Origin of the sequence: Prochlorococcus marinus str. MIT 0919, from assembly GCF_027359375.1 — a bacterium.
Taxonomy (GTDB): domain Bacteria; phylum Cyanobacteriota; class Cyanobacteriia; order PCC-6307; family Cyanobiaceae; genus Prochlorococcus_D.
Window position 1 is genome coordinate 701,268 of sequence record NZ_CP114779.1, and the last position, 11,896, is coordinate 713,163.

At 39.3% G+C, this 11,896-nt stretch carries 10 protein-coding genes; 5 read left to right on the plus strand and 5 right to left on the minus strand.

The window, feature by feature from the left end; translation table 11 throughout:
* Positions 1-30: 30 nt before the first annotated feature.
* Both ffh and O5635_RS03910 read right to left on the minus strand, forming a co-directional pair.
* A complete protein-coding gene (ffh, locus tag O5635_RS03905; RefSeq protein WP_036902361.1) occupies positions 31-1,485 on the minus strand; it encodes a signal recognition particle protein in 1,455 nt (484 codons plus the stop codon).
* A 48-nt stretch (positions 1,486-1,533) separates the two neighbouring features.
* A complete protein-coding gene (locus tag O5635_RS03910; protein WP_036902359.1) occupies positions 1,534-3,630 on the minus strand; it encodes an ARC6/PARC6 family protein in 2,097 nt (698 codons plus the stop codon).
* Positions 3,631-3,735: 105 nt separating this feature from the next.
* On the opposite strand from O5635_RS03910, the gene pdhA reads away from it, so the two are divergent.
* Positions 3,736-4,821, plus strand: a complete 1,086-nt coding sequence (gene pdhA, locus O5635_RS03915) for a pyruvate dehydrogenase (acetyl-transferring) E1 component subunit alpha (RefSeq protein WP_036902357.1) — start codon at positions 3,736-3,738, stop codon at positions 4,819-4,821.
* Between the two features lie 15 nt (positions 4,822-4,836).
* On the opposite strand, the gene O5635_RS03920 is transcribed toward pdhA, so the two are convergent.
* The gene (locus O5635_RS03920; RefSeq protein ID WP_036902355.1) at positions 4,837-5,778 is read right to left on the minus strand and encodes an RpoD/SigA family RNA polymerase sigma factor; all 942 of its coding nucleotides are present in this window, start codon (positions 5,776-5,778) and stop codon (positions 4,837-4,839) included.
* A 132-nt stretch (positions 5,779-5,910) separates the two neighbouring features.
* The gene (locus tag O5635_RS03925; protein WP_036902352.1) at positions 5,911-7,488 is read right to left on the minus strand and encodes a bifunctional ADP-dependent NAD(P)H-hydrate dehydratase/NAD(P)H-hydrate epimerase; all 1,578 of its coding nucleotides are present in this window, start codon (positions 7,486-7,488) and stop codon (positions 5,911-5,913) included.
* Between the two features lie 86 nt (positions 7,489-7,574).
* Between O5635_RS03925 and mnmA the strand changes: the two genes are divergently transcribed.
* A complete protein-coding gene (gene mnmA / locus O5635_RS03930) occupies positions 7,575-8,759 on the plus strand; it encodes a tRNA 2-thiouridine(34) synthase MnmA (RefSeq protein ID WP_052043097.1) in 1,185 nt (394 codons plus the stop codon).
* A 2-nt stretch (positions 8,760-8,761) separates the two neighbouring features.
* Here mnmA and O5635_RS03935 read toward each other — a convergent pair whose 3' ends face one another.
* A complete protein-coding gene (locus tag O5635_RS03935; RefSeq protein ID WP_241462957.1) occupies positions 8,762-10,243 on the minus strand; it encodes an apolipoprotein N-acyltransferase in 1,482 nt (493 codons plus the stop codon).
* A 121-nt stretch (positions 10,244-10,364) separates the two neighbouring features.
* On the opposite strand from O5635_RS03935, the gene O5635_RS03940 reads away from it, so the two are divergent.
* From O5635_RS03940 to sodX, 3 genes are all read left to right on the plus strand, one after another.
* Positions 10,365-10,964 carry an FKBP-type peptidyl-prolyl cis-trans isomerase gene (locus tag O5635_RS03940; protein ID WP_036902347.1) on the plus strand — a complete coding sequence of 200 codons (600 nt, stop codon included), beginning with the start codon at positions 10,365-10,367 and terminating at the stop codon, positions 10,962-10,964.
* 81 nt (positions 10,965-11,045) lie between these two features.
* The gene (gene sodN, locus O5635_RS03945; RefSeq protein ID WP_269608037.1) at positions 11,046-11,519 is read left to right on the plus strand and encodes a superoxide dismutase, Ni; all 474 of its coding nucleotides are present in this window, start codon (positions 11,046-11,048) and stop codon (positions 11,517-11,519) included.
* Positions 11,520-11,542: 23 nt separating this feature from the next.
* Positions 11,543-11,884, plus strand: coding sequence for a nickel-type superoxide dismutase maturation protease (gene sodX, locus O5635_RS03950; protein WP_269608135.1), 342 nt, complete (start codon positions 11,543-11,545; stop codon positions 11,882-11,884).
* The last annotated feature ends 12 nt before the right edge of the window (positions 11,885-11,896 follow it).

An 11,896-nucleotide genomic window follows, 5' to 3' on the forward strand; every position in this document is an offset into this window, starting at 1 on the left:
GCCAAATTTACAGCTTAACCGGTTGAGGGGTCATAAGTCTCCAAAACCTTTCTTTTTTTTATGCGGACGCTGTCTCCTAGGTGAAGAACCAGCCGAACCCTTGCCAGACCTTCCAGGGAATTGATTAGGTGGCATCCCACTACCTGGCCCACCAACGCCAGGGAATCCCCCCATTCCAGGGATCCCTCCACCAGTAGCCATTTGCTTCATTAAACCTCTCATTTTTTGAAAGTCATTCAAAACCTTATCTACATCTCCAGGGCTATGACCACTCCCTAGAGCAACCCTTCTTCTACGTGAAGGCTGCGCAGCTAATAATTCAGGTTTGTTTCTTTCCGCTGGAGTCATTGATCCAACCATTGCTTCAATTCGCTTCAATTGGTCTTCACCACTTTTAATCATCCCATCATCAATTTTGTTCATCCCTGGGATCATTTTCATCAACCCCCCCAAAGAGCCCATTCTCTTAATCAGCCGCATCTGTTTAACAAAATCAGAAAAGTCAAAAGTTGCTTCCTGAAATTTCTTTTGCATTTGCTCTGCATCTGCTATCTCTACTTCTTTCTGTGCCTTCTCTACCAGAGTTAAAACGTCTCCCATTCCTAAGATCCTGCTAGCCATTCTTTCTGGATGAAATGGCTGCAAAGCTTCTACTTTCTCACCGGTACCTATAAATTTGATTGGCTGACCACTTACTTTGCGAATAGAGAGGGCAGCCCCACCTCTTGAATCACCATCTAATTTTGTAAGAACAGCACCGGTTATTCCAACTTTTTCATGAAAAGATCTAGTCAAATCAGCTGCCTCTTGACCGATCATTGAATCGACAACTAATAAAACCTCATCTGGCTCGACAGCAGTTCTGATACGAACCATTTCGTCCATCATGTCCGTATCGATTTGAAGTCTTCCGGCTGTATCTACTATCAAGGTGTCAAAACCTTCTTTGGAAGCTTTTTCTAAGGCTGAAGATGCTATTTCTTCTGGCTTGGAATCTTTTCCCAAACTAAACACGTCGACCTTAATTTGTTTCCCTAAAGCAATCAATTGATCGATTGCTGCTGGCCTGTAAACATCAGCAGCAACCATAAGGGATTTTCTACCTTTGTCCTTTAGGTGCAAGGCAAGTTTTGCAGTTGCCGTTGTCTTTCCAGCTCCTTGCAAACCCGCCATCAAAATAACTGTTGTTTTATCTTGAACATTCGCTAGCGGAGCATTGGCTCCTCCCATAATCTCAACCAACTGCTGATGAACAACATCTATAAATTTTTGTCCTGGCTTGACCCCCCTAACAACTTCTTCTCCCACAGCTTTTTGACGAACTTCTTCTACAAAATCCTTTACAACTGCGAGGCTTACATCTGCCTCAAGCAAGGCTCTCCTAACTTGCTTTAAAGCAATACTTATATTGTCTTCACTTATTTTATTTTCCCCTCTAAGGCTTTTTATTGCATCTTCAAAGCTGGCAGAAAGGTCATCAAACATTTCAAATAAATAAAAAGTATTTTTGAATGTTTTTTAATTTTACTTGATTCAAGTACTACTTGAAAAGTCAAGCAATTGCCATTGATTCTTATCTCTCCCTAAAACATATTTAAGCTTTAATGATGGGATGCTAGTTTCCGAGACTATTTGACCCGAAGAATTAATCCTTTGGTCCCTATAAGAGAGAATTGCTTTTACGGAAATCCTCTTTTCTGTTTGATCTTCTATTTCTAGAGATCTTATAGCTGCATAGATAATCTGACTTTGACCAAGAGAAATATCTTTCTCCCTCTGTTCTCTAACTATTTTAACCAATGAAGGCCTGGCTACTTTATCTAAATTTAGATTTTCCGCTCCAGACAGAATTTGTGCTTTTCCTGAAAGCCATGCCTCAATCAATTGTTGAATATCATCTTTTGAAGGGACTTCTTTAATCAATAAATCGAAATCATTAACAATTATTTCCGATAATTCTTCTTTTGATTTAGAACCTAATTGATCTTCTTTCTTGGTTCTCAAATTCAATTGCTCTGGTTCCTTAGTATCAAAATTTTTGGAGGTTGGATCATCAGAACTATTAACAGTCACCTTTGGGGAGGATTGATTCCTAATGAATTGCCAGCCTATTAATGTTCCTGATGAGAATAAAATCAAAAAGGCAATAATCCCTATAAAAAAATTATTATTACTAGTTTGTTTATAGGTAAATAATTTATAAAGTTGCAACCTACTAATACTGTTTTCAAATAAAAGGATTAATTCTTTAAAAGAATTTCTTTTATAAGTAGACTCTTCTTTATCCAGCTCATCAACAGGGGGTATTTCATTAAAAACAAGGTCACTTGAATTTTGTGATTTGAGAGTAAGAGCATCTTGACTAGTCAACTCTTTAGATGAATCTCTTGATTGATCATTCTTATCAGGGGAAAACCCTGAAAGGAAAGAGAAACCTGCCCTGGCTATACCTAAAGCACCTCTGCGTTCAATTTTCTCCACATACTCCTGCACATCCCGATCTGCAAACCAAGCTTCTAAATCGACAGCATCAATTTCAATATCCCTAAACCCAAGCAAAACATCCGTTTGAAGCCAATTCCTGCAGTAATGACATAAAGCCGCCAATTGCTCACCAGGGTATGCATTTAACCAATCTTTCAAACCTTTATCAGGGCTACTTTTAAAACGTTCTGCTGCTTGATTAACATCCGCCAAAAGAAGCTCTATGCAACCAAGTAAAGGCATTGCATCAAATCCTTGATGATTCAAAGCATTCAATTGTTTCTTAGCTTTTTGTAGAACCTCAGGTTTTCTCCAATAAAAACCAGATGCTACTAGGGCTATTGCTCCAAGAAAACCAGCATCTGCAGACCCTCTTCTTTGCCAATGCAAGAACAAATCAACCTGTTCCTGAGCAGTTAAAAACATTCTTATTTGCTGAAAAAATAGTTCAAACTCGTTTTGGGTTAATTCAACAGAAGAATTAGATATATTTCGACCTTCTATCCCTCCTCTTTTAAGAACAAAATTATCAAGCAATTCAATTCCCTCTTGATGCGCTTTGCCATCAGATAAATCCCTGCTCAACAAATCAAGTATTCGATAAGGAAGAAGTCTCTCTAAATCTCTTTCAAGTATTTTCCTTTGTTCAGGAAGCTTTCCCATCCTTTGAAGTAATTGGATACCTTCTTGCAAAAGTTCTGCAGCGGAGGCGTAATGTCTTTGTTCTTGTTCTTGTAAAGACGCATCTTTACAAGACAAAGCTGCAACCAAGGCTAAATCTGCTTCTCTGCCACTTCCTAATGCAGGGGTTTGAGGAGGATTAAGCGCCTTTTTGGAAAGTTTAAAAGCTTCATATGCAACCCCTCCTTCCCATAAAAGTATTAAACCTGCAACTTCACGATTAAAAGACAGTTCAAGTCCTAAAGCACCATTGAGAAGTGCCTTTTCATATTCCTCACGTTGCTTTTGTTCGCAAAGCAAGTCAGCAGACAATCGCAAAAGCTCAGAGCGTTGAGCCATTACTTCAGGTGTAAATCCTGGATGAGGTATACGGTCCAACCTCAACTGAAAGAACCTAAGAACCTCCTCTGCACTTGCAGATGGGCTAACTCCAAGTATGCGAAAATGATCTATTGGAAGTTCCAAGCTTGAAAGAGCTATTAAAAAGAAACTCTAGGCATATGAAAGATCTCTGCACATTCTTACGCCATAGAGCCTTAAAGTTGTAAAAGGATTGAATGATAGTTACAGATGGAAAATGCTTCCTTGACCAGTCATCAAGAGTCAAAAAGACTTCAGCATGAAGGGGAACACGCTGAGCGCCTTAGCTTGCTAAAGCAAGGCGAGTCAGCAAACCTTGACCGTAGTACCGGTTTAAGGCTTTTTAAAGACATGACATTAGGGAGAAGATTTGAGGATAAATGTGCAGAAATGTATTACCGAGGCAAAATGTTTGGATTTGTACACCTTTATAACGGGCAAGAAGCTGTCAGTTCAGGTGTCATTGGAGCAATGAAGCTTAGGCATGATTGGTTTTGCAGCACATATCGTGATCATGTTCATGCTTTAAGTGCTGGAGTTCCTGCAAAAGAAGTAATGAGTGAGTTGTTTGGTAAAGAAACAGGATGCAGCAAAGGTAGAGGAGGATCAATGCACCTCTTTTCAAAAGAGCATCATTTGCTTGGAGGGTATGCATTCATTGGCGAAGGTATACCAGTTGCTCTAGGAGCAGCTTTTAGCAGTAAATACAAAAAAGAAGTTTTTTCAGATCAAACTAGTGACTCTGTAACTGCTGCCTTCTTTGGAGATGGGACTTGCAATAATGGTCAATTCTTCGAATGCTTGAATATGGCTCAACTATGGAAACTGCCAATAATTTTCGTTGTTGAAAACAACAAATGGGCTATAGGAATGGCGCATGATCGAGCCACAAGCGACCCCGAAATCTGGCGAAAAGCAGATGCTTTTGGGATGGCTGGAGAAGAAGTTGACGGCATGAATGTTCTTGCTGTTAGAGGAGCAGCCATAAGAGCTTTAAAGAGAGCAAGATCAGGAGAAGGGCCTAGCTTGATTGAATGCCTTACATACAGATTTAGAGGTCACTCTCTAGCTGACCCAGATGAACTTAGATCAGAAGAAGAGAAAGATTTCTGGGCCAAAAGAGATCCTATAAAAACCCTTTCACAGGAATTGATATCGAAAGATCTGGTTAAAGAAAATGAGCTAAAAAGTATTGAAAAAGAAATTGATAAAGAAATAAACGATGCTGTTGAATATGCTCTTAGCTCTAAAGACCCCGACCCCAACGAACTCACAAAATATATCTGGGCAGATTAAGCAATTTTTATAAGGTCAAATACCGCTTGGCAACTTTCTAGTGAGATTACGTAGTTTGCGTAATGATTTCAACTCGACTTGCCTTACTCTTTCTCGAGAGACTTGCAGCAGACGTCCAATCTCAGCGAGAGTATGCCTCTCATTACCTTCAAGGCCAAACCTAAGCTTAAGGACATGTTGCTCTTGCTCACTCAAATGAGTTAGCCATCTCCCAAGTTGCTCTTGATGAATTCGCTGTTCAACCTTATCCAAAGGTTCTTCTAGAGATCCATCAGCTATTAGATCACCTAAAAAACTTCTTCCATCATCACCATTTACAGGTGCATCAAGACTGCTAGTTGTTAGAGCCTGTCTCAAAATTGAATCTAGTTCTTCAAGGTCAATATCCATAGCTTCTGCCAACTCAGAACGGTTTGGCATTGCACCCAATTTATGAGCCAGATCTGAACTCACCTTTCTAATAGTGGCTAATCTCTCACTTAAGTGGACTGGCAAGCGAATAGTCCTTGATTGACAAGCAATTGCTCTAGTCATGCTTTGTCTTATCCACCAAAAAGCATATGTAGAAAATTTATAGCCTCTAGTTGGATCAAATTTCTCGACTGCCCTTTCTAAACCAAGGGATCCTTCCTGTACTAGGTCCAACAACTCCAAGCCTTTACCCTGATATTTTTTGGCAACACTTACAACAAGGCGAAGATTAGCCTTCATCATCCTTTCCTTAGCCCTGCGACCTATCCGAATTAATCGTCGCTGATGAGAGGTGAAATCCTTGCTTTTCGCGTCTATGTTTCCATCCTCAGTTAATTTCATCATTACTTGAACTTGATTACCTAGTTCAATCTCCTCAGCTGGCGTAAGCAAAGGAACTCTTCCAATTGTTGATAAATACCAACTTATTGGATCACTATTTCGGCGTTTTTGAGATTCAACAGCCTTGGGTGCAGATGAAACCATCTTTTTCCTAATCCCAATTAATTGATACCGACTTTCCTACAGATATTGCAAAAGTGGCCGAGGCTTCAAAAACCCTTCAGATTCTTGCTTGCAAACCTACACATTTCTCCAAAAAACACTCATTAAAGACGCTTAAATGTATCTTTGGATACATTTCCGCTCTTGGATCCTCCTTGTAATTTTTTCCAAAGACGTACAAATTGATGATGCATTGCTTCCTTCTGTGTAATTACTGGCTACTTCAGCATGAAGGAAAGCTGCGGCAGCGAGCAAGTCACAATTCAAGCATTTTGGTTTTAACGCCACACCTACTGCGCCAATACCTGCAAGAAATCCGGCTAAAACATCACCTAATCCAGTTCTGGCTACCAAACTTGAAGTCTGACCTAATTGCCAAACAGATCCTGAAGGGGAAGCAATTACACTATGTGCCCCTTTAAGCAAAACACCAGCCGAAGTCCTAATAGCGGCCTTAGAAGCGGCTTCTAAAGGCACCAAATTTTTTAAGTCGGGAAATAATCTTGAAAATTCCTGTGGATGCGGGGTTATCCAAGTAGGTCCTTCTCTGCGACGAATCCACTTCCAACCTTCTTCAGAAAGAGAAATACCATTTAAAGCATCAGCATCAACAACTAATAGGCCTGAAAAATCTTCTAATATTTGGCCAAATTCAGTCCAACTATTTTTAGCTGGCAAAAAACCAGGTCCAATTAAAACAGAATCAAACCGATTTAAATTGCTACTTGCAAAAGTTTTTTTTAGATTTGTAAAGCAATCATCTAAATTCCTAAAAGCACAGGAAACTACGACCTCTGGTAAAACTTGCCATAAATCATTAGCAATAGAATTGTCTAAAAAAGCACTGGTACTTCCTACTCCACTTGCCAATGCTCCTTTCAAAGCAAGAGATGCTGCTCCTTTATATTGATCACTACCAGCTAGAACTAAAACGCGTCCACGATGATACTTGTCTAATTCTTTAGAAGGATGAGGCCAGGAAATATGCTTCAAGTCATCAGACATAACCCTTAAATGATTTTTTGAATGCTTCTGATCTAAAACTATTTGAGGTATACCAAAATCAACCCTGACTAATTTCCCAACATAAGGGAGCGCGAGATCTTGAATAAGCCCCTGCTTTACAAGCCCTACCGTTAAAGTAAAAGAAGCTTTTGCTGCTGATTTAGCCAAACTCTTACCAGTGTCAGAGCAAATACCTGCCGGCACATCCAAAGAAATCAATCGTCCTGGCTGACTTTCATCTCTAGCCTTTAAGAGAGTAGATATCTCATCAGGCAAAGAGCGATCTTGTCCAATTCCAAATAAAGCCTCAATCCAAAGAGAATCGCAAGAGGCCTCTGGAGGTCTCTCTAGTATTTGTATCCCTAGCCATTTGCAATATTCAAAATGCTTAATTGTTAGGGGTTTTTTCAATAAGAAAGGACACCATAAAGAGACTTGGAATCCAAGTAAAAACAATTCTCTTGCTAAAACAAGACCATCGCCTCCGTTATGTCCTGGCCCAACTAAAAAAACAACTCCGTTTTTCAGAATATCTGACCTTTTTAATATCCAATTTCTCATTCCCAACCCCACCTTTTCCATTAATGATTCAACGGGCATACCTTGAGAGATGAGTAGTTTTTCGAGACATTCCATCTCAGCAGATGTCACAATTAAATGATCTGAATCTGGTTTAGGCCAATCCAAAATTATTCTCCATACAATTCCACTATGAAGAAAACATTACGATAATGGCTATGGTTTCTAAAGAAGAAAAGGAAATATCTAAGTCAATGGGACTTCATGAATCATTGCCTAAAGATTCAGTCATCTCCCATCTAAAAGAATTAGAAGGTGATCATTCTGTAGCAGTAGGTCTGTCTGGAGGGGTAGATAGCTCCCTAACTGCTGCCCTTCTATTGGAAGCAGAGTGGGAGGTCGAGGGATTAACCCTCTGGTTAATGCAAGGTAAGGGTTCTTGTTGTACGGATGGATTAATTGATGCCGCAAGCGTCTGCGAGCAATTAGGCATCACTCATCATGTAGTAGATACAAGAGCTTCATTTGAAAAAGAGATAATTGAAAATTTAATCACTGGTTATCAAAAAGGGATTACCCCTTTACCTTGTTCCAGGTGCAATCGATTTATAAAATTCTCTCCAATGATTCAATGGGCCCAGGAGAATACCAACCTTAAAAGAATTGCAACTGGTCATTATGCGCGTATTCGTTATGCAAAGCATCACTCACTCGAAAGATCTCTCAACATCAACGAAAAAGGTAGAAATCAACTCTTAAGAGGTAAAGATCATAACAAAGATCAAAGTTATTTTCTTTATGATCTTTCTCAAGAGATTCTTGAAAAAGCTGTTTTCCCTTTAGGGGAACTCACCAAAGAGCAAACAAGAAACCAAGCCAATAGATATGGTCTGAGAACAGCCAATAAAGCTGAAAGCCAAGATCTTTGCTTGGCTGAGCATCATGGCTCTATGAAAGCTTTTTTGGATAATTATTTACCAGAGAGAAAAGGAGAGATTGTTCTTAAAGATGGGTCAGTAATAGGGGAGCATGATGGGATTGAACACTTCACTATTGGACAAAGAAAAGGGCTAGGAGTCGCATGGAAAGAACCTTTACACGTAATCAGTTTGCAAGCATCTTCAAATAGAGTAGTAGTAGCTCCTAGATCAGAGTCTGGACAAATAAAATGTACTGTTGGAGAAATTAATTGGGTATCAATATTTCCACCTAAAAAAGAACAAATTGTAGAAGTACAAGTTAGATATAGAAGCAATCCAGTAATTGCAAAACTAATACCTGAAGAGCCAACTGATCAGGATGTTCAAAGCAATCGACCCTATAGATGCTCCATAGAGTTCCAAAATGAACAATTTTCAATTACACCAGGGCAAGCGGCTGTTTTTTATAAAGGGGAGGTTCTTTTAGGAGGAGGGATAATACAACCCTTTATAAATTGAGGTTAATGAAATTTAGTTTTCAAGCGGATTAACAATGTTAATGCTATAAAAAGAGTTATTATTAAAGGTTTTTCCCCCCATTTTACATAGCCAGTTTTTTTCTCTGAGAAAGGAAGACTTACTTTAACAACCTCTTCTTTATTAGGGGAAATTAATTGTGTAATTACACCAGAACGAGAAACAAATGCTGTGGGTCCTGTATTAGCAACACTAATCAAGTCTCTTCCTATTTCTATACTTCTTAATTGTGCTAATGCAAGAAATTGTTTTTGAAGTTCTATTGGATATGGGTCAAGATTTGCTATAGAGACCAACCACTGGGCTCCTTCTCTAACTGCTTTAGCCAAAGCATTACCATTACTTAGTTCATAACAAATTGCCACGGCAAATGGAGGGCCATCCCAAATAAATAATCGCGAAGGCTCTCCAGATTCAAGACCACCTATCGCAGAAAGACCTTTAAAAGAGTGAGATAAGAGATTAGGTATCCATTCCCCTAGAGGTACTAAGCGATGTTTATCAACAAAGCTTGAATAAGTTTGCTGATTTTCATTGATAAGCAATAGCGAACTTCGTTGCTTTCCATTTACTTCTCTAAATCCACCTGTAAGCAATTTAATCGGTGAAGGTGAAAGAAGTTTTTGGCCAAGAGGCAAGGTACCTTCAGGTGCAATCATTAATTCTGAGCCTATTTCTTTTGATTCATCCAAAGCATGCTGCAAAGAAATAGGTAAACGTTTTAATCGGCTAGAGAGAAATTTTTCCCTAGTTGGGATGTTTGTTTGCCAAACAGAAGCAGAATAACTAGAAGCAGTAGTCTCTTTTTCTAAAAGTATCCAACCCATAGAATGGCTAACTATTATTACCAGCAATCCAATAGGAAAAAGCCTTTCCCAAGTTTTTCTACTATCAAATAAAAGTGATACTTGCCATATCCACCATCCAATAAGAAGTTGAATAACTGTCAATCCCCCTGCACCAAACCAAGCAGCCAAACCTCCAATCAATCTATCCTGAGGGAAAAAGCTACTCGATATCCCTATCCAAAAAAATGGGTATTTAGCGAGGACTACTTCACCAAGTCCCCATATCGCTGCCAAAATAAAAGCAGAAAGAAATTTTGAACGAAGGCAATCACTTTGTAATTCTTTAAAGAAAAGCAACTTAGCCAACCAACTCCACAGGCCCACCAAAAAACCCCCTAATAATCCGCAAAAAGACCAAATCAAAAATGTTATGAGGTAACTAGCAAATGGTGAAATTCCTAGCCATGTAAGTGGATGTAGGTCCAATAGCCAACAATGACTAAGGAGTACTACACATATCCCCCACAGAGCAGCAGCCATTGGATAGCTACTTATAGACCAAAGCAATGCAATCCCAAAGGACATTGCAAAAATCCCACCCCCAAAAGAAGAGGAAAGGCCTAGACCAGCAAGGCCTCCGCCAATCAGTGCTCGACCAGGAATAATATATTTACTCATTCTCATAAGGAATTACTGACAGTCTGAATCTTCTATGAAGACATTCTCTTGTGATAAGAAGCTAAAAACAGTTTTTAGTACTAATCTTCTGAAGATCATCAAATGTTTATAAGACAATTTCGTGAAAGAAGTCTTTATTAGTTTCACCATTTTCTTGGCTTGCGTAGTGGTCGCAGTTACAAGTCAAGTCATTTCCCCCACAAAGGTTGAAGCTACAACTTTCCCATCAAGCATTCAAGCTGTATCACAGGAAGACAATCAATCTTTCGGGAACTCCTTTGAATTAGATCCTGATGATCCAAATCCAACTCTATTTACAATGGCAAAAGATAACTCAACCAAACCCTCTACTCCTTTAGGCGCAGGAATGGAAGTTGAAAAATCAATTCTTACTGCCAGTGGTTTAAGAATTACTGATATAAAAATTGGCGAAGGGCCTGAAGCAACTGCTGGACAAAACGTTTCAGTCAACTATGTAGGAACACTTGAGAACGGAAAAGAATTTGACAGCAGCTATGGAAGAGGTCCTTTTTCATTTCCTCTTGGTGCAGGAAGAGTCATTAAAGGATGGGATGAAGGTGTTGCAGGAATGAAAGTTGGAGGGAAAAGGAAACTTATTATTCCCTCTTCTCTTGGATATGGAAGCAGAGGAGCAGGTGGAGGACTAATACCTCCTGATGCAACATTGATTTTCGAAGTCGAGCTACTAGGAATCAAATGATATTGAACTAAAGAACAATTAAAAATTATCAAATTGGGAGATTGCCAAGTAAAGTAGCATCAGGCTTCATCTTTATGACAGATGTTGTATTCAGTACTTTCGTCGATTCTCAATAGAGTTCCATCTCAATCAGTTCATGCTCATTGTGATGGTCCATGCGGTGTCTACGACCCCGCATCTGCAAGAGTCGCAGCAGAGGCTGTACTTTCTATGACAAAAAAGCTTCTAGCGTTGGCACCTCCAGAAGGCAACGATCCATCTGCATGGGCCGTATATAACAACACCTTTTCAAGATTCGTAGCCGTAAAAGAAGAGCAAGCACAAGAGGCTAAAAAAGAGCTTCTTATCCTTTGGACTGACTACTTCAAACCAGAGCACCTAGAAGCGAACCCAGATCTGCACAATACTTTCTGGAAAGCAGCCAAACTTTGCAGCGCATGCAAGGTAAACATTGATCAAGGGAAAGCAGAAGAACTAATGGAAGCTGTAAAAAAAATCCATCATATTTTCTGGCAATCCAAGGGTCGTTCTGACGGCTGGGTCACAGCAAGCTAAGCCAAAAAGTCTTTTCCCCAATAATTAAGCTACTCAAATCTCTTTTCTTTGTAATTATTGGACTTCGACGATACTGTCGTGTTGTCGGAGACTCTATGCAGCCAACTATTAATCCTGGTGATTTTTTAATTTATAAGCCTTTAAAAAATCAAACTCACCGCCTTGAGGAGGGGAAATTAGTTGTTATCAAGCATCCAATCCAAAATAAACAATTATTGGTAAAGAGAATTTTTAAATTAGCCTTACCCTTAATTGAAGTCAGAGGCGATAATAAAGATAGAAGTATTGATAGTCGTCAATTCGGATTGATCAGGAAAGAACAAATAATGGGAATTGTTGAAGAGATAATCCCAAGAAAAGTATAGTTTTTTGCTAAT

Coding starts and splice junctions, on each gene's coding strand:
- ffh (WP_036902361.1), bottom strand. CDS start 1,485: ATGTTTGATGACCTTTCTGCCAGCTTTGAAGATGCAATAAAAAGCCTT.
- sodN (WP_269608037.1), top strand. CDS start 11,046: ATGTTGTATTCAGTACTTTCGTCGATTCTCAATAGAGTTCCATCTCAA.
- O5635_RS03920 (WP_036902355.1), bottom strand. CDS start 5,778: ATGGTTTCATCTGCACCCAAGGCTGTTGAATCTCAAAAACGCCGAAAT.
- pdhA (WP_036902357.1), top strand. CDS start 3,736: ATGGAAAATGCTTCCTTGACCAGTCATCAAGAGTCAAAAAGACTTCAG.
- mnmA (WP_052043097.1), top strand. CDS start 7,575: ATGGGACTTCATGAATCATTGCCTAAAGATTCAGTCATCTCCCATCTA.
- O5635_RS03935 (WP_241462957.1), bottom strand. CDS start 10,243: ATGAGTAAATATATTATTCCTGGTCGAGCACTGATTGGCGGAGGCCTT.